At 63.5% G+C, this 16,487-nt stretch carries 16 protein-coding genes; 3 read left to right on the top strand and 13 right to left on the bottom strand.

Annotated features, from left to right (window positions below; translation table 11 throughout):
• Positions 1 to 40 precede the first annotated feature (40 nt).
• The gene (locus F474_RS11080; protein ID WP_097084448.1) at positions 41 to 673 is read right to left on the bottom strand and encodes a 2OG-Fe(II) oxygenase; all 633 of its coding nucleotides are present in this window, start codon (positions 671 to 673) and stop codon (positions 41 to 43) included.
• Positions 674 to 795: 122 nt separating this feature from the next.
• Between F474_RS11080 and F474_RS11075 the strand changes: the two genes are divergently transcribed.
• Positions 796 to 1,536, top strand: a complete 741-nt coding sequence (locus F474_RS11075) for a DUF2059 domain-containing protein (protein WP_097084447.1) — start codon at positions 796 to 798, stop codon at positions 1,534 to 1,536.
• Between the two features lie 5 nt (positions 1,537 to 1,541).
• Here F474_RS11075 and F474_RS11070 read toward each other — a convergent pair whose 3' ends face one another.
• The 8 genes from F474_RS11070 to F474_RS11035 all read right to left on the bottom strand — a co-directional run bounded on the left by F474_RS11070 (position 1,542) and on the right by F474_RS11035 (position 10,767).
• Positions 1,542 to 2,468, bottom strand: coding sequence for an alpha/beta hydrolase (locus tag F474_RS11070; RefSeq protein WP_097084446.1), 927 nt, complete (start codon positions 2,466 to 2,468; stop codon positions 1,542 to 1,544).
• Positions 2,469 to 2,531: 63 nt separating this feature from the next.
• On the bottom strand, positions 2,532 to 3,419 hold the full coding sequence (locus F474_RS11065; RefSeq protein ID WP_097084445.1) for an ABC transporter permease subunit: 888 nt from the start codon (positions 3,417 to 3,419) through the stop codon (positions 2,532 to 2,534).
• Positions 3,416 to 4,297 carry an ABC transporter permease subunit gene (locus F474_RS11060; protein WP_256577716.1) on the bottom strand — a complete coding sequence of 294 codons (882 nt, stop codon included), beginning with the start codon at positions 4,295 to 4,297 and terminating at the stop codon, positions 3,416 to 3,418. Before F474_RS11060 ends, F474_RS11065 begins: the two co-directional genes overlap by 4 nt.
• Positions 4,298 to 4,332: 35 nt before the next feature.
• Positions 4,333 to 5,475, bottom strand: coding sequence for a polyamine ABC transporter ATP-binding protein (gene potA, locus F474_RS11055; RefSeq protein ID WP_097084443.1), 1,143 nt, complete (start codon positions 5,473 to 5,475; stop codon positions 4,333 to 4,335).
• Between the two features lie 56 nt (positions 5,476 to 5,531).
• Positions 5,532 to 6,626, bottom strand: a complete 1,095-nt coding sequence (locus F474_RS11050; RefSeq protein ID WP_097084775.1) for a polyamine ABC transporter substrate-binding protein — start codon at positions 6,624 to 6,626, stop codon at positions 5,532 to 5,534.
• Between the two features lie 162 nt (positions 6,627 to 6,788).
• On the bottom strand, positions 6,789 to 7,889 hold the full coding sequence (locus F474_RS11045) for a polyamine ABC transporter substrate-binding protein (protein ID WP_097084442.1): 1,101 nt from the start codon (positions 7,887 to 7,889) through the stop codon (positions 6,789 to 6,791).
• Positions 7,890 to 8,003: 114 nt separating this feature from the next.
• Positions 8,004 to 9,368 carry an aspartate aminotransferase family protein gene (locus F474_RS11040; protein WP_097084441.1) on the bottom strand — a complete coding sequence of 455 codons (1,365 nt, stop codon included), beginning with the start codon at positions 9,366 to 9,368 and terminating at the stop codon, positions 8,004 to 8,006.
• Between the two features lie 40 nt (positions 9,369 to 9,408).
• A complete protein-coding gene (locus tag F474_RS11035) occupies positions 9,409 to 10,767 on the bottom strand; it encodes a glutamine synthetase family protein (protein ID WP_097084440.1) in 1,359 nt (452 codons plus the stop codon).
• Between the two features lie 605 nt (positions 10,768 to 11,372).
• On the opposite strand from F474_RS11035, the gene F474_RS11030 reads away from it, so the two are divergent.
• Both F474_RS11030 and F474_RS11025 read left to right on the top strand, forming a co-directional pair.
• Entirely contained in the window at positions 11,373 to 12,749 is a 1,377-nt protein-coding gene (locus tag F474_RS11030) for a glutamine synthetase family protein (RefSeq protein ID WP_097084439.1), read from the top strand.
• 105 nt (positions 12,750 to 12,854) lie between these two features.
• Positions 12,855 to 13,484, top strand: a complete 630-nt coding sequence (locus F474_RS11025) for a TetR/AcrR family transcriptional regulator (RefSeq protein ID WP_097084438.1) — start codon at positions 12,855 to 12,857, stop codon at positions 13,482 to 13,484.
• A 3-nt stretch (positions 13,485 to 13,487) separates the two neighbouring features.
• Here the strand turns inward: F474_RS11025 and F474_RS11020 are convergent, their stop codons facing one another.
• From F474_RS11020 to ssuD, 4 genes are read right to left on the bottom strand one after another with little or no spacing between them, the layout of a single operon-like run.
• Positions 13,488 to 13,703: a molybdopterin-binding protein gene (locus tag F474_RS11020; RefSeq protein WP_097084437.1), complete on the bottom strand. Its 216-nt coding sequence runs from the start codon at positions 13,701 to 13,703 to the stop codon at positions 13,488 to 13,490.
• A 27-nt stretch (positions 13,704 to 13,730) separates the two neighbouring features.
• Positions 13,731 to 14,537 carry an aliphatic sulfonates ABC transporter ATP-binding protein gene (gene ssuB / locus F474_RS11015; protein ID WP_097084436.1) on the bottom strand — a complete coding sequence of 269 codons (807 nt, stop codon included), beginning with the start codon at positions 14,535 to 14,537 and terminating at the stop codon, positions 13,731 to 13,733.
• On the bottom strand, positions 14,534 to 15,322 hold the full coding sequence (ssuC, locus tag F474_RS11010) for an aliphatic sulfonate ABC transporter permease SsuC (RefSeq protein WP_097084435.1): 789 nt from the start codon (positions 15,320 to 15,322) through the stop codon (positions 14,534 to 14,536). The genes ssuB and ssuC overlap by 4 nt, the downstream gene beginning before the upstream one ends.
• Positions 15,323 to 15,332: 10 nt before the next feature.
• Positions 15,333 to 16,481, bottom strand: coding sequence for an FMNH2-dependent alkanesulfonate monooxygenase (ssuD, locus tag F474_RS11005; protein ID WP_097084434.1), 1,149 nt, complete (start codon positions 16,479 to 16,481; stop codon positions 15,333 to 15,335).
• Positions 16,482 to 16,487 lie beyond the last annotated feature (6 nt).

The following is a 16,487-nucleotide window of genomic DNA, read 5'->3' as shown; positions in this document are numbered from 1 at the left end:
CGGCGGGCCGGCCCACAGGGCCGGCTGCCGGGCACAGTCGTTAGAAAGGCTCATTCCCCCGCCGCCTGAACCACCCCGTCAACGACAGCCGCTCGCAGCCCGTGGGCAGCACCTCGTGCGGCAGCTCCCCCGACAGAAACACCACCAGGCAACCGCCACGCGGCGGGACGTCCAGGGTGCTGCCATCCTTGAAATACAGGCGCAGCTCACCGCCATCACCCTCGTCCCAGTTGGGGTTCAGGTACAACACCGCCGATACCATGCGCCGGTCGTCGTCACGAAAGCGGTCAAGATGCCGCTTGTAGAACGCCCCCGCCGGATACAGCGCGAAGTGGCACTCGAAGTCTTCAAGGCCCAGAAACAAACCACGGTTGAGCGCCTCTCGCAGGGTATCCATCAACGCCAGGTACCGGTCGGTGCATGGCGCCTCGCCGGGGTCGATCCATTGGGTGAGGTCGCCTCGGATGCTTTCCCGGACCTCCTGCGCGTCGCCACGGCCCACCGCTGCAGGCGCCAGTTCGCCCACGGCTGCACGCCGACGGCACTCCTGCGCCAGCGCAGCGGTCAGAAGGTCAGGCACACAGCAGTCTTGCCGCGACCAGCCATGCTCGGCCAGGTCGTCGACGATGCGTTGCGCCAGGGTGTCATCGAAGGAAGTATGCATGGCGCGCATAGTAGCTCACGGCACGCAAAGCAACAGTGGTGTTTGCTCGCAAATGCGCACGCGCATCGCGCGTCTCTCGACAAAAGTTGTTCAGCCCACGGACAATAGCGGCCTGCCGACAGGAGTCCTTCATGCGTCGCCTTCTTTTCACCCTGCTGATCTGCTGCGCCCTGCCGGCCTGGGCCGATGCCTACGATCAGTTGTACAAGGCTGCCGGCTGGCCTGACCAGCGCGCCCACTTCAACGCGGCGCTCAAAGCGGCCCAGCAGCGTTACCAGAACAGCCTGCCGCCTGCGGTTTTTCAGGCCTTGGTCAATAACAGCAACCAGCGCTTCAGCGCACAGGCGATGGACCAACGCGCCGAGAATCGCCTGCGCCAGGCACTGGGCAACCCGCAGCCGGCACTGGGCTTCTTCCAGGGCCCGCTAGGCCGCAAGATCGTCAGCGCAGAGCTGCTGGCTACTCGCCCGGATCAGTTGGCGAAAAACGCAGGCGGCCTGCCGCACATGCAGGCCTCCGACACTCGCCAATTGTTGATTGGCCACCTGGCCCGCGCCCTGCCGGCGCGGGAGGCCGGTGCCGAAGTGAGCCTGGCCATCGCCGGGGTCGCCGCTGACAGCCTCAGCTCGATGATCCCGGGGTTGCTCGGCGGCGGCTCGAGCCAGAACCTGCTCGACAGCCAGCGCGCCCGGCTGATGCAGCAGATCGGCAACGACATGGACAACACGTTGCTGTACGTGTACCGCGACTTGTCAGACCCGGAGCTGGAAGAGTTCGTCAGCTTCGCCGAGTCAGCGGAGGGTAAGGCTTATTACCAGGCCGCGCTGGCAGCGGTGAAGGCGGGGTTGGCAGTAGGCCAGCCCGCGCCGTAGGCGACTCAGGCAAGGTAGCCCGCCAGGTAGTCGAAGTACTCCCGGCGCAGCTCCGGCAGTTCATTGGCCAGGTGATGCCGTGCTGCGGGCAGGCGCAGTAGCCTGGGCCCGGTGAATTTACTCTCCAGCACCTTGAGGTTGTGCCGCCAGTCGACGGTCATGTCCTGCTCGCCTTGAACGATGAGCGGGCTACGCCCACTGCCCGGCGAGCGCTCGATGTGCCGCACCCACTTGGCCAATGCCCCTACCCAAGCCGTAGGCAGCCGGCGCGGTTGCAATGGGTCGGCCTCCAGAAACGGCAAGAAAGTTGGGTCGTTGGTGTTTTCACTGAAGCGCCGGGCGATGCTGCCCACGAAAGGTCGCAGGGCGTGATAGCTCAACTGCGACCAGCCCCACGCGCGCGGGCGCACCAGCGGCGCGAGCAGGATGGCCTGCCCGTCGACCGGGCTGTCGGGGCGGTTGAGCAAGTGATCGACCGCGATCGCCCCGCCCGTGCTCTGCCCAAGCAAGTGCCAGGGTTTAGGCAAAGCATTGGCATGCGCCTCTTGCAAAAGGCCATCGAGCATTGCCTGGTAGTGGGCAAAATCCCGGATGCTGGCTCGCTCGCCGCTGGACAGGCCATGGCCTGGCAAATCGCACCCTAGCACTGCCAACCCCAGGCCCAACGCCCAGTCGATCACATGACGGTACAGGCCCATGTGGTCGTAATAGCCGTGCAGCAGGATCAACGTGCCGCGTGGCCGGGCTGGGCTCCACAGCTGAGCCACCAGTTGAAAGCCCGCCGCCTCGAACACGCCCAGGCGTGTTTCGCAGCCTTCGAGGGCCAGGCCGTAGTAGCGTTGGTAAGCCAGCCCATGGCGCGACAATGCATCGCCCTTGGCCAACGCCCCGAGGCTCTGGCGCAGGGCATCGGGCTGAAAGATCGCAGACATGAAAACGGCCCGTGTGGCAGAACGTGAGGGCATGTTCTGCCACACGGGCCGTGCTGGCAAGGCCTAGGGGCGAGCCAGGGTGCCGGCGTGTGCCGTGCTGGAGGCATTGGCCGCAGCCGCCTCCTCGATCGCAGCCTGAACCGCCTTGCGCCGCGCTTCCTCGGCCCGGCGCGTGAAGAACCACACCAGGAAGGTAAACAGCGACACCACCAGCAGAATCAGGCTGGCGATGGCGTTGATCTCAGGCTTCACGCCCAGGCGCACCTGCGAGAACACCTCCATCGGCAACGTGGTCGAGCCGGGGCCGGAAACGAAGCTGGCCAGCACCAGGTCGTCCAGTGACAGCGCGAACGACATCATGCCCCCCGCTGCCAGCGACGGTGCGATCATCGGGATGGTGATCAGCAGAAACACTTTCAGAGGCCGAGCGCCCAGGTCCATGGCCGCCTCCTCGATGGAGAGGTCCAGCTCACGCAGCCTGGCCGACACCACCACCGCCACGTAGGAGGTGCAGAAGGTGGTGTGGGCAATCCAGATGGTGGTGATGCCGCGCTCGGCCGGCCAGCCGATGGCTTGGGCCATGGCCACGAACAGCAACAGCAGCGACAGGCCCGTGATCACCTCGGGCATCACCAGCGGCGCGGTCACCAGGCCACCGAACAGGGTGCGGCCCTTGAAGCGCGAAACGCGGGTGAGCACGAACGCGGCCATGGTACCCAACACCACCGCCGAGACCGCCGTGTACACGGCGATTTCCAACGAGCGGAACACCGCCGAGATGAGCTGGCCATTATCCAGCAGGCTCACGTACCAGCTCACCGACCAACCGCCCCACACCGTTACCAGCCGCGAAGCGTTGAACGAGTAGATCACCAGGATGACCATCGGCGCGTAGATGAAGATCAGGCCCAGCCACAGCATCACGCTGGAGAAACGAACGCCCTGTTTCATGCCCGGCCCTCCATCTCACGTGCCTGGCTGCGGTTGAACAGCACGATCGGGATGATCAGGATCCCCAGCATCACCACCGCCAGCGCCGAGGCAACCGGCCAGTCGCGGTTGTTGAAGAACTCTTGCCAAAGCACTTTGCCGATCATCAGCGTCTCAGGCCCCCCGAGCAGTTCCGGGATGACGAACTCGCCCACCACCGGGATGAACACCAGCATGCAGCCGGCGATGATGCCGTTCTTCGACAGCGGCACGGTGATTTTCCAGAAGCTGTTGAACCGGCTCGAGCCCAGGTCGGATGCGGCCTCGAGCAGGGTTTGGTCGTGTTTGACCAGGTTGGCGAACAGCGGCAGGATCATGAACGGCAGATACGAATACACCAGGCCGATGTACACCGCCGTATTGCTGTTGAGGATCTGCAGCGGCTGGTCGATCAGGCCCATGTACTGCAAGAAGCCATTGAGCAAGCCGTTGTTGCTAAGGATGCCCATCCAGGCATACACGCGGATCAGGATCGCCGTCCAGGTCGGCATCATGATCAGCAGCAACAACACGGTCTGGCTCTCTTTCTTGGCGACCGAGATGGCATAGGCCATCGGGTAACCGATGAGCAGGCACATCAAGGTGCTGAAAAACGCCATCTTCAGCGAGCCGAAGTAAGCGGCGAAGTACAGGTCGTCATCGCCCAACAGCAGGTAGTTGGCCAGGTTCAGCGCGATGTTGATCTTCTCTTCGGCGAACTCTACCAGCGAGGTATAGGGGGGGATGGCCACGTCCGCTTCGGCGAAGCTGATCTTCAACACGATGAAGAACGGCAGCATGAAGAACAGGAACAGCCAGATGAAGGGGATGCCGATCACGACCTGGCGGCCGCCGGGCACCCAACGATTGAGGAACCGCTTCACTTTTCGCGCTTTCATGACCGCAGCACCACCCCGCTGTCGTCTTCCCACCACACGAACACTTCGTCGTCCCAGGTCGGCCGCGCGCCGCGGCGCTCGGCATTGGCCACGAAGCTCTGCACGATCTTGCCGCTGGCAAGCTCGACATGGAACACCGAGTGGCCGCCCAGGTAGGCGATGTCATGGACCTTGCCCCGTGCCCAGTTGTACTCGGTCTGGGGCTGCTCGGTGGTCACCAGCAGTTTTTCCGGGCGCAGGGCGTAGGTCACGCGCTTGTCCTCGGCGGCGGTGCTCACGCCGTGGCCTACGTAGATTGGCCGCTCCAGCTCAGGGGTGGAAATCAGCGCGTAGCCTTCCATGTCCTCGACCACGTCGCCGTCGAACAGGTTGACGTTGCCGATGAACTCGCACACCAGCCGGCTGGTGGGGGTTTCGTAGATGTCCACGGGGCTGCCGATCTGGGCGATCCAGCCCAGGTGCATGATCGCAATGCGCTGGGCCATGGTCATGGCCTCTTCCTGATCGTGGGTCACCATCACGCACGTCACGCCCACACGCTCGATGATCTCCACCAGCTCCAGCTGCATCTGCGAGCGCAGCTTCTTGTCGAGCGCGCCCATTGGCTCGTCGAGCAGCAGCAATTTGGGGCGCTTGGCCAGGGAGCGGGCCAGTGCAACCCGCTGGCGCTGGCCACCGGAGAGCTGGTGGGGCTTGCGCTTGGCGTACTGGCTCATGTGCACGAGCTTGAGCATCTCGGCCACGCGGGCATCGATCTCAGCGGCGGGCATCTTGTCCTGCTTCAGGCCGAAGGCAATGTTCTGCGCCACGGTCATGTGCGGGAACAAGGCATAGGACTGGAACATCATGTTGATCGGCCGCTCGTAGGGCGGCAGGTCGGTGATGTCCTGGCCATCGAGAAAGATACGGCCCTCGGTGGGCCGCTCGAAGCCGGCGAGCATGCGCAGCAAGGTCGATTTGCCGGAGCCGGAGCCGCCCAGCAACGCGAAAATCTCGCCCTTGTTGATTTCCAGGGACACATCGTCCACGGCGACCGTCTCGTCGAATTTCTTCGTGACCCGATCGATTTTCACCAGCACCTGCTTGGGCTGCTGGCTGCCTTCGAGGGCTTTTTTGTAGGCGCTGGAGGCAACGGCCATTAACGACACTCCCATCAATGGTTCAGGTGGCCCGCTGCACAGGCGGGCCACTGGTTTTATTTGCCCGACTTGATCCGCGTCCAGGAACGGGTCATCAGGCGTTGAATGTTCGGTGGCAGCTCATGGCTCACATAAGCCTTGGCCAGCACGTCCTGCGGCGGGTACACCGACGGGTCGGTGGCGACCTTCTGGTCCATGTCGGCCTTGGCCTGCGGGTTGGGGTTGGCGTAGCCCACCGCATCGCTGACCTCGGCAATCACCTCCGGTTGCAACAGGAAGTTGATGAAGGCGTGGGCCTGCTTGACGTTCTCGGCGTCTTTGGGAATCGCCAGCATGTCGAACCAGAGGTTGCCGCCTTCCTTGGGCACTGCGTAGGCCACTTTCACGCCGTTCTTGGCTTCCTCGGCGCGGTTGCGGGCCTGGAACACATCACCCGAGAAGCCGGCGGCCACACAGATGTTGCCGTTGGCGAGGTCGGAAATGTATTTGGAGGAGTGGAAATAGGTCACATAAGGCCGAACCTTGAGCAGCTTGGCTTCGGCCTTCTTGTAGTCGTCCGGGTTGGTGCTGTTGGGGTCGAGCCCCAGGTAATTGAGCACTGCCGGCATCATCTCATCGGGCGAGTCGAGAAACGCCACGCCGCACTTGCTGAGTTTCTTGAGGTTTTCCGGCTCGAAGAGCACGGCCCAGGAGTCGATCTTGTCAGTGCCCAACGCGGCCTTGACCTTCTCGACGTTGTACCCGATGCCGTTGGTGCCCCACAGATACGGCACGGCGTACTGGTTCCCCGGGTCGTTCGCTTCGAGCCGTTTCATCAGCTCGGGGTCGAGGTTCTTCCAGTTCGGCAGTTGCGCACGGTCGAGCTTCTGGAACGCACCGGCCTTGATCTGCTTGCCCAGGAAGTGGTTGGAGGGCACCACAACGTCATAACCGGTGCGCCCTGCCAGCAGCTTGCCTTCGAGGGTTTCATTGGAGTCGAACACGTCGTAGACCGGCTTGATGCCCGTCGCCTTCTGGAACTCGGCCAGGGTGTTCTCGCCGATATAGTCGGACCAGTTGTAGATGTGGACCTCGCCCGCGGCTTGCACGGTGGTGCCCGCCAACAGGCCAGCGCCCAGTGCCAGGGCCTTCAAGAACAAAGATTTAGACAAGTGCAGTTCCCCCGCGATGTATTTTCCGGATGGCAGCGGCCCGGCCAGCGAATCCAAAACCGGCGCGCAACTTACCTGTGATGAACCTGCCCAGCAAAAAAAAATTTCGTTTCAGTGCAACAGGCAACGGCGCAAGCGCCGCCACCTGTGCTCGGCACGGGCTTATTTGCCCGATTTGATCTTGGTCCAGCTGCGGGTCAATTCGCGCAGCGTCGGCTGTGGCAGGTCGGCGATCGCATACAGCTTGGCCTTCACATCGGCAGGCGGGTAAACGCCTGGGTCGGAGGTGATGTCCTTGTCGACCAGGGGCGTTGCGGCGTCGTTGATGTTGGGGAAGCGCACGGCGTTGGTGATCTCGGCCATCACTTCAGGCTGGAGGATGAAGTTCATCCATTTGTAGGCCAGCTCTTTGTTCTCGGCGTCCTTGGGAATGGCCAGCATGTCGTAGAAACTGCCAGCGCCTTCTTTCGGAATGGTATACGCGACCTTGACCTTGCCACCGGCCTCTTCGGCACGGGACTTGGCCTGGTAGACGTCGCCCGAGTAGCCGACCGCTACGCAGATGTTGCCGTTGGCCAGGTCAGAGATGTACTTGGAGGAGTGGAAGTAGGCGATGCTCGGGCGGATCTTGAGGTAGAGATCTTCAGCTTTCTTGATATCGTCCTTGCTCTGGGTGTCGGTCTTCAGGCCCAGGTAATGCAGCGCCACCGGCATCATCTCGGTCGGCGAATCGAGGAAGCTTACGCCGCAGCTCTTGAGCTTGGCGATGTTCTCGGGCTTGAACAGCACGTCCCAGGAGTCGATCTTGTCGACGCCCAGTGCCGCCTTGACCTTCTCGGGGTTGTAGCCGATGCCGATCGAGCCCCACATGTAGGGGAAGGCGTGGGCGTTGTCTTTGTCGCTGGCGTCACCTACGGCCTTGAGTTGCCCGGCGTTGAGGTTTTTCCAGTTGGGCAGCTTGGACTTGTCGAGGGTCTCGTACACGCCGGCCTTGATCTGCTTGGCCAGGAAGTTGTTCGACGGCACCACGATGTCATAGCCGGAGTGGCCAGCGAGCATCTTGGCTTCGAGGGTCTCGTTGCTGTCATAGACGTCGTAGACGACCTTGACGCCGGGGTTGGCCTCTTCGAACTTCTTGACGGTGTCCGGGGCGATGTAATCAGACCAGTTATAAACGTGCAGAACCTTGTCGTCAGCGTGCGCGGCACCCGCCATCGCTCCCATCAGCGCCATGGCCAGCAGCGATTTGCCCAGCTTCTTCATGCTTGATGCTCCAAATAGTGTTTAAGCCAATTCATCCTTCGGTGCGCGGCCCTGCCAACGGGCGTGCTGTAGGGGCGCGAGGCACTGCCCCCGCGCCGCCGCACAGCCTAGCATCTAGCCCTGCAACGCATTAAGAGTCAGGTCCAGACATTTGTGCGCCTTGCTCACCAGCTCATCGATTTCGGCGCGGCTGATCACCAACGGCGGGGCGATGATCATGGTGTCGCCCACCGCCCGCATGATCAGGCCGTTGTCGAAACAGAACTGCCGGCACAGCATGCCCGCACCGCGCCCTTCATAGCGGGCGCGAGACGACTTGTCGCGTACCAGCTCGATTGCGCCAAGCATGCCCAGGCCACGAACCTCACCCACCAACGGGTGGCTCTGAAGTTCGCGCAAGCGGCTTTGCAAATACGGTGCCGTTTCGCTTCGCACCCGTTCGATGATGCTTTCTTCACGAAGGATGCGCAGGTTTTCCAGCCCCACCGCCGCCGCAACCGGGTGCCCGGAGTAGGTGAAGCCGTGGTTGAAGTCGCCGCCCTGCTCGATCACCTTCACCACTTCATCTCGCACGATGACCCCGCCCATCGGCACGTAGCCTGAGGTCAGGCCCTTGGCGATGGTCATCAGGTCAGGCTTGAGGCCGTAGTAGTCGCTGCCGAACCACTCGCCGGTGCGGCCAAAACCGCAGATCACTTCGTCGGCCACGAACAGAATCTCGTAGCGGGCGAGCACTTCCTTGATCTTCGGCCAGTAGCTGTCCGGCGGGATGATCACGCCCCCGGCGCCCTGGATCGGCTCGGCGATGAACGCTGCGACGTTCTCTTCGCCAAGCTCCAGAATTTTCTTTTCCAACTGCTCGGCGGCCCATACGCCGAACGCGTCCGGGCTCATGTGGCCGCCTTCGCCAAACCAGTACGGCTGGGGGATGTGCGCAATGCCCGGGATCGGCAGGTCGCCCTGTTCATGCATGTAAGTCATGCCACCCAGGCTGGCACCTGCAACGGTGGAGCCGTGATAGCCGTTGACGCGGCTGATCAGGGTTTTCTTGCTCGGCTTGCCCTTGAGCGCCCAGTAGTGGCGAACCAGGCGCAGCACCGTGTCGTTGCCTTCGGAGCCGGAGCCGGTGAAGAACACGTGGCTCATCCCCGCCGGGGCAACGTCGGTAATCGCCTTGGCCAGCTCCAGCGCCGGCGGGTGGGCGGTCTGGAAGAACAGGTTGTAATAGGGCAACTCGCGCATCTGCCGGGCAGCGGCCTGCACCAGTTCCTCTCGGCCATAACCGACCGCCACGCACCACAGGCCCGCCATGCCGTCGAGGATCTGCCGGCCTTCGCTGTCCCACAGGTGCACGCCCTGGGCCTTGGTGATGATGCGCGGGCCCTTCTGCTTGAGCTGCTGGTAGTCGCTGAAGGGCGCCAGGTGGTGCTCACCGCTCAGGGCTTGCCAGGCTTGGGTTTGCGCTGCGTTGTCGCTCATTGCTCTCTCCTGTTCCCCAGCGCCTGCGCGCCGGGCTCGATCAGACCGCGAACAGCAGGAACTCCCGTTCCCAGGAACTGATCACTCGTTTGAAGTTTTCGTTCTCTGCACGTTTCACCGCCACGAAGCCGACGATGAATTTCTTGCCTAGGTACTTCTCCAGGGTGCGGCAGTTTTCCATGCGCTCCAGCGCATCCTCGATGGTTAGCGGCAGGCGCAGGTTGCGGCGCTCATAGCCACGCCCGTGTACCGGCGCGCTGGGGTTGATGCCTTCGACCATGCCGATGAAGCCGCACAGCAGGCTGGCGGCGATCGCCAGGTAGGGGTTGGCGTCGGCACCGGGCAGGCGGTTTTCCACACGGCGGTTCTGCGGCGTCGCATCCGGCACCCGCAGGCCCACGGTGCGGTTCTCCACGCCCCACTCCACGTTCACCGGCGCCGAAGTGTCGGGCAGGAAGCGGCGGAAGGAGTTCACGTTCGGTGCGAACAGCGGCAGCGCCTCGGGGATGAATTTCTGCAGGCCGCCCACGTGGTTCAGAAACAGCTGGCTCATGGTGCCGTCTTCGTTGGAGAAGATGTTCTTGCCGGTCTGGATGTCGACGATGCTCTGGTGCAGGTGCATGGCGCTGCCCGGCTCACCGGTCATGGGCTTGGCCATGAAGGTGGCGGCCACATTGTGCTTGAGCGCCGCCTCGCGCATGGTGCGCTTGAACACCAGGATCTGGTCGGCCAGGTGCAGGGCATCGCCGTGGCGGAAGTTGATCTCCATCTGCGCGGTGCCGTCTTCGTGGATCAGCGTGTCGAGGTCGAGGTTCTGCGCCTCGCACCAGTCGTACACATCCTCGAACAGCGGGTCGAATTCGTTGGCGGCCTCGATCGAGAACGACTGGCGGCCGGTCTCTGGGCGCCCGGAGCGGCCGATCGGGGGCTGCAGCGGGTAGTCGGGGTCGTCGCTGCGCTTGGTGAGGTAGAACTCCATCTCCGGCGCCACGATCGGCTGCCAGCCGCGGTCGGTATAAAGCTTGAGCACACGCTTGAGGACGTTGCGCGGCGACAGCTCGATGGGGTTGCCCTGTTTGTCGTAGGTGTCGTGGATCACCTGGGCGGTCGGCTCGATGGCCCAAGGCACCGAGAACACCGCATTCTCGTCAGGGCGGCAGAACATGTCGATGTCGGCCGGGTCGAGCAGCTCGTAGTAGATCTCGTCTTCCACATAATCGCCGGTCACCGTTTGCAGCAGCACGCTCTCGGGCAGGCGCATGCCTTTTTCGGCGATGAACTTGTTGGTGGGCGAGATCTTGCCGCGGGTAATGCCGGTCAGGTCGCTGATCAGGCACTCCACTTCGGTGATCTTGTGTTTTTTCAACCAATCGGTGAGCTGGTCGAGGTTGCTGCTCATAAAGACCTCAGAAGGCTATGTGGCAAGGGGTTGCCCCAGCAGCGGGGCGAGCCTGCAGAACAGGCGCTAAAGTTGTGGCATGGCAAGGCTGCACCGGCACAACGAATGCATTGAACCGTAAGCGGGCAGGTTTGGGCAGAGGATAATTGCGACGCAGTGAAAGATCGCCCCAGGGCTGCTGGTAACTTTGATGAACAGCCAAGACTGTGGCACGCTTCAGGTAGGCGCCGGTGGCGTCAAGAATATCTGCCAGCCGGGCCAGTGGGCTTCGAGCCACTGCCGGGCGCGTTGCAGGCGCGGTGCTAGAGCCACCAAGGTGCCGGCGTGCCATGAAAGTCCCCGTTGTTTTTGCTGTTGTGGGATGCATCGAGCTTAGCGCTGTTCAATTTATTACACAACTGGCCGTAAATAATTTTCTACGCCCACGTTTTGGTTGTAAAAGCTGAATTATTATTTAGCGCGAAAATGCTCCATTTTGGCCCGCAAGACGCCTTTTTGCCATGAATGGAAGCACGAACTGCCCGCCTTGACTTGCACGCGGGTTTCGGATTGACTGAGTTGGCTGTCAGTCATTGATTGAGATTTTTAACAAAAGGTGTTGCATCATGTCGGTACCCCCGCGTGCCGTTCAGCTCAATGAAGCGAACGCGTTCCTCAAGGAACACCCTGAGGTTCTATACGTCGACCTTCTGATAGCGGATATGAATGGTGTAGTGCGCGGCAAGCGCATAGAACGCACCAGCCTTCATAAGGTGTACGAAAAGGGCATCAACCTGCCCGCCTCCCTCTTTGCTCTCGACATCAACGGCTCCACCGTCGAAAGCACCGGCCTTGGCCTGGACATCGGCGACGCCGATCGCATCTGCTACCCCATCCCCAATACCCTGAGCAACGAGCCCTGGCAGAAGCGCCCTACCGCGCAGCTGCTGATGACGATGCACGAGCTGGAGGGCGAGCCGTTTTTCGCCGACCCGCGCGAAGTGCTGCGCCAGGTGGTGAAGAAGTTCGACGACATGGGGCTGACCATCTGCGCTGCGTTCGAGCTTGAGTTCTACCTGATCGACCAGGAGAACGTGAACGGCCGGCCGCAACCGCCGCGCTCGCCCATTTCCGGCAAGCGCCCGCAATCGACCCAGGTGTACCTGATCGACGACCTCGATGAATACGTCGATTGCCTCCAGGACATTCTCGAAGGCGCCAAGGAGCAGCGCATCCCGGCCGACGCCATCGTCAAGGAGAGCGCCCCGGCGCAGTTCGAGGTCAACCTGCACCACGTGGCAGACGCGCTCAAGGCGTGCGACTACGCGGTGTTGCTCAAGCGGCTGATCAAGAACATCGCCTATGACCATGAAATGGACACCACCTTCATGGCCAAGCCCTACCCGGGCCAGGCAGGTAATGGCCTGCACGTGCACATCTCGATCCTGGACAAGGCCGGCAAAAACATCTTCACCAGTGAGGATCCCGAGCAGAACGCCGCATTGCGCCATGCAGTGGGCGGTGTGCTCGAGACCCTGCCCGCCTCGATGGCGTTTCTTTGCCCCAACGTGAACTCCTATCGCCGCTTCGGCGCGCAGTTCTACGTGCCCAACTCCCCCACCTGGGGCCTGGACAACCGCACCGTGGCGCTGCGGGTGCCGACCGGCTCTGCCGATGCCGTGCGCCTGGAGCATCGCGTGGCCGGGGCCGACGCCAACCCGTACCTGGTGATGGCCTCGGTGCTGGCGGGCATCCACCACGGCCTGACCAACCAGTGCGAGCCTGGTGAGCCGCTGGAAGGCAATGCCTACGAGCAGACCGAGCCGAGCCTGCCGAACAACCTGCGAGACGCCCTGCGCGCGCTGGACGACAGCGAGATCATGGCCCGCTACATCGACCCGAAATACATCGACATCTTCGTGGCCTGCAAGGAAAGCGAGCTGGAAGAGTTCGAGCACTCGATTTCGGACCTTGAGTACAACTGGTATCTGCATACGGTGTAAGCTGCGCGCAACTGCAATTCCCCCGTCGCCCGGTGAACCGGCCTCCCACGATTTTGCCCATGTGGGCGGCCGGCTCGCCGGGCGACGGACGCACCGGACGCCCACATGCCCTCCCCCCGCAAACCTCGCGCGACCAGCCAGGCGCGCATTGGCGCCATCCTCGACGCAGCCCGCCAATTGCTGGCGAGCGACGGTGCGGCCAACCTCTCCATTCATGGCGTGGCTGAGCACGCAGGCATCCCGCCCTCATCGGTGTATCACTTCTTCGCCGGCGTCCCGGCACTGCTGCACGCGCTCACCCAGGACGTGCATGCTGCCTTTCGGGCAAGTTTGCAGGCGCCCGTGGAGCTGGCCGAGGCCAGCACCTGGCGTGACCTTTCCAAAACGCTGGAGCAGCGGATGCTGGCGGTTTACCAGGCTGACCCTGCGGCGCGGCAACTGATTCTGGCGCAGCATGGGCTCAGTGAGGTGACGCAGGCCGATCGCCAACACGACACCGAGCTGGGGCAACTGGTACGCCAGGTGTTCGGGCGGTATTTCGTGCTGCCGGCGCTGCCGGAAGACGTGGACGTATTTGCCCTGGCGATGGAATTGGGCGACCGGGTCTATGCCCGGTCAATGCAGCTGCACGGCGCGATCACGCCGAGGTTGGCTGAGGAAGGGCTGCGGGTGTTCGACGCCTACCTGGGGCTTTACCTGCCGCCGTACCTGGCCAGGCAGCCCCAGGGGCTGTGAGCTTCACAACTTGGCGATCGACACCTCGGTGGATTTGACGAACGCGATCACCTCGCTGCCCACCCCCAGCTCCAGCTCACGCACAGAGCGCGTGGTGATCACCGAAGTGACGATGCCCGAAGCGGTTTGCACGTCGATTTCCGACAGCACCGGCCCTTCGATGATTTCCTTCACGGTGCCCTTGAACTGGTTGCGAACGTTGATGGCCTTGATGGTCATGGCAAAACTCCTGATAGGAACGAAGGTTCAATAGGCCCAGCGTAGTTGCGTGGGCAAGGGGGTTGCGGGTTCGGCCACAGGCTCTTCGCCGGGCAGTTGCAGTACACGGGCCAGCACTTCGGCCTCCAGGGCCGCCAGGGCAGCGGAGCCGCGAGGGCGAGGGCGCGGCAGGTCGACCGCCAGGTCCAGGCCCACGTGGCCGTCTTCGATGAGGATCACCCGATCAGCCACGGCCACTGCCTCGGCCACATCGTGGGTCACCAGCAGCACCGTGAAGCCGTGTTGCTGCCATAGCCGCTCGATCAGTTGCTGCATGTCGATACGGGTCAGGGCGTCCAGCGCACCGAGTGGCTCATCGAGCAGCAGCAGGCGCGGCTGGTGGATCAGCGCCCGGGCCAGCGCCACCCGCTGCTTCTGCCCGCCCGAGAGCGCCGCTGGCCACTCATGGGCGCGCTCGCCCAGGCCGACGGCTTCCAGGGCTTGCAGCGCCTTGGGTCGCCAGTCGCCCTTCAGGCCCAGGCCGACGTTGTCGATCACCCGTTTCCAGGGCAGCAGGCGCGAGTCCTGGAACATCAGCCGGGTGTCTTCACGGGCCGCCTCGAGGTTCTGCTCGCCTGCCAGCAGGCGCCCGCCGCTAGGTTTGTCGAGGCCCGCCAGCAGGCGCAGCAGGGTGCTCTTGCCGCAGCCACTGCGCCCCACCACCGCCACGAACTGGCCCGCCGGGATGTTCAGGTCGATGCCGTGCAATACCTGCCGCGCACCGAACGCCTTGCTCACCTGCTCGATGCGCAGGTCGGCCCCGCGCACGGGCCGGGATTGGTTGAAAGCGGTCATGCGGCACCTCGCTTGGGCTGGTACGCCGGGTGCCAGCGCAGCCAGGCTCGCTCCAGGCCGCGGGCGGCCAGGTCAGCCAACTTGCCGAGCACGGCATAGAGCACGATGGCCAGCACCACGACGTCGGTCTGCAGGAATTCCCGGGCATTCATCGCCAGGTAACCGATACCTGAGCTGGCCGAAATGGTCTCGGCCACGATCAACGTCAGCCACATCAGGCCCAGGGCGAACCGCACACCGACCAGGATCGACGGCAAGGCGCCCGGCAGAATCACCTGCCAGAACAGCGACAGGCCTGACAGCCCGTAACTGCGCGCCATCTCCACCAACGCCGGGTCGACATTGCGGATGCCGTGATAGGTGTTCAGGTAAATCGGGAACAAGGTCCCCAACGCCACCAGGAAAATCTTTGCCGACTCGTCGATGCCGAACCACAGGATCACCAGCGGGATCAGCGCCAGGTGCGGCACGTTGCGGATCATCTGCACCGAGGTGTCGAGGAACCGCTCGCCCCAGTCGGAAAGCCCCGAGATCAACCCCAGTACCAGGCCAATGCCCCCGCCGATCAGGAAACCGATACCCGCACGCCAACCGCTGATGGCCAGGTGCGTCCAGATCTCGCCACTGCGCACCAACTGCACCCCGGCCTCTACCACTGCGCTGGGCGCTGGCAGGATGCGCGTGGACAACCAGCCAGCCGCCACCGCGCCCTGCCAGGCGGCCAGCAGCAGCACCGGCAGGGCCCAGGGTGCCAGGCGTTCGAGCGTTCGCTTCGTTGCGCTCATGCTCGCCCCCTCAGCTCTGCGAGGCCGCTTTGGGCAGAATGTCGTTGGCGACCATCTCCCCGAACGGGCTGATGTAACCGGCACTGGCCGGCTGCTCGGGGCGGGCGATGTCCAGGTGCGGGAACAGCAGCTCGGCCACGCGGTACGACTCTTCCAGGTGTGGGTAGCCGGAGAAGATGAAGGTGTCGATGCCCAGGGCTGCGTACTCTTTGACCCGCGCGGCCACGGTCGGGCCATCGCCCACCAGCGCGGTGCCGGCGCCGCCACGCACCAGGCCTACACCGGCCCAGAGGTTGGGGGCCACTTCCAGGTTATCGCGCTTGCCGCCATGCAGGGCGGCCATGCGCTGCTGGCCCACGGAGTCGAACTTGGCGAAGGACGCCTGAGCGCGGGCAATGGTGTCGTCGTCAAGGTTCTCGATCAGCCGGTCGGCGGCTTTCCACGCCTCTTCGGTGGTTTCTCGCACGATCACGTGCAGGCGAATGCCAAAGCGCACTGTGCGGCCTTGCCGGGCGGCCTTTTCACGCACCTGGGCGATCTTCTCGGCCACGGCGGCCGGGGGCTCGCCCCAGGTGAGGTACAGCTCGACCTGCTCGGCGGCCAGGTCTTGGGCGGCGTCTGAAGAGCCGCCGAAATACAGCGGCGGGCGGGGCTTCTGAATCGCCGGGTAGAGCAACTTGGCGCCTTTGACCTGAAGGTGCTTGCCGTCGTAGTCAACCACCTCGCCTTCGAGTACGCGGCGCCAGATGCGGGTGAACTCCACCGAGGCTTCGTAGCGCTCTTCGTGGGTAAGGAACAGGCCGTCGCCTTCGAGCTCCGCCGGGTCGCCGCCGGTGACCAGGTTGAACAGCGCGCGCCCATTTGAGAGGCGGTCGAGGGTGGCCGCCTGGCGTGCGGCGACCGTGGGCGAGATGATGCCCGGGCGCAGCGCTACCAGGAATTTCAGCCGCTGGGTCACCGGGATCAGCGAGGCAGCCACCAACCAGGAATCTTCGCAGGAGCGGCCGGTAGGGATCAGCACCCCGCCGAAGCCCAGCCGGTCAGCAGCCTGGGCGATCTGGGTGAGGTAGCCGTGGTCAACGGCCCGGGCGCCTTCGGCGGTGCCCAGGTAATGGCCGTCGCCGTGAGTGGGCAGGAACCAGAAAATATTGAGGCTCATGAAGTG

The sequence above is a fragment of the Pseudomonas sp. URIL14HWK12:I12 genome (genome assembly GCF_003097135.1).
In the GTDB taxonomy this organism is placed as follows: Bacteria; Pseudomonadota; Gammaproteobacteria; order Pseudomonadales; family Pseudomonadaceae; genus Aquipseudomonas.
The sequence above is the reverse complement of the archived record's forward strand: the minus strand, read 5'-3'. Positions and strand labels throughout refer to the sequence as shown.

Bases quoted from the DNA above. Each gene is read 5' to 3' on its own strand.
- F474_RS11080 (WP_097084448.1), bottom strand. From the start codon at position 673: ATGCGCGCCATGCATACTTCCTTCGATGACACCCTGGCGCAACGCATC.
- F474_RS11075 (WP_097084447.1), top strand. From the start codon at position 796: ATGCGTCGCCTTCTTTTCACCCTGCTGATCTGCTGCGCCCTGCCGGCC.
- F474_RS11070 (WP_097084446.1), bottom strand. From the start codon at position 2,468: ATGTCTGCGATCTTTCAGCCCGATGCCCTGCGCCAGAGCCTCGGGGCG.
- F474_RS11065 (WP_097084445.1), bottom strand. From the start codon at position 3,419: ATGAAACAGGGCGTTCGTTTCTCCAGCGTGATGCTGTGGCTGGGCCTG.
- potA (WP_097084443.1), bottom strand. From the start codon at position 5,475: ATGGCCGTTGCCTCCAGCGCCTACAAAAAAGCCCTCGAAGGCAGCCAG.
- F474_RS11045 (WP_097084442.1), bottom strand. From the start codon at position 7,889: ATGAAGAAGCTGGGCAAATCGCTGCTGGCCATGGCGCTGATGGGAGCG.
- F474_RS11040 (WP_097084441.1), bottom strand. From the start codon at position 9,368: ATGAGCGACAACGCAGCGCAAACCCAAGCCTGGCAAGCCCTGAGCGGT.
- F474_RS11035 (WP_097084440.1), bottom strand. From the start codon at position 10,767: ATGAGCAGCAACCTCGACCAGCTCACCGATTGGTTGAAAAAACACAAG.
- F474_RS11030 (WP_097084439.1), top strand. From the start codon at position 11,373: ATGTCGGTACCCCCGCGTGCCGTTCAGCTCAATGAAGCGAACGCGTTC.
- F474_RS11025 (WP_097084438.1), top strand. From the start codon at position 12,855: ATGCCCTCCCCCCGCAAACCTCGCGCGACCAGCCAGGCGCGCATTGGC.
- F474_RS11020 (WP_097084437.1), bottom strand. From the start codon at position 13,703: ATGACCATCAAGGCCATCAACGTTCGCAACCAGTTCAAGGGCACCGTG.
- ssuB (WP_097084436.1), bottom strand. From the start codon at position 14,537: ATGACCGCTTTCAACCAATCCCGGCCCGTGCGCGGGGCCGACCTGCGC.
- ssuC (WP_097084435.1), bottom strand. From the start codon at position 15,322: ATGAGCGCAACGAAGCGAACGCTCGAACGCCTGGCACCCTGGGCCCTG.
- ssuD (WP_097084434.1), bottom strand. From the start codon at position 16,481: ATGAGCCTCAATATTTTCTGGTTCCTGCCCACTCACGGCGACGGCCAT.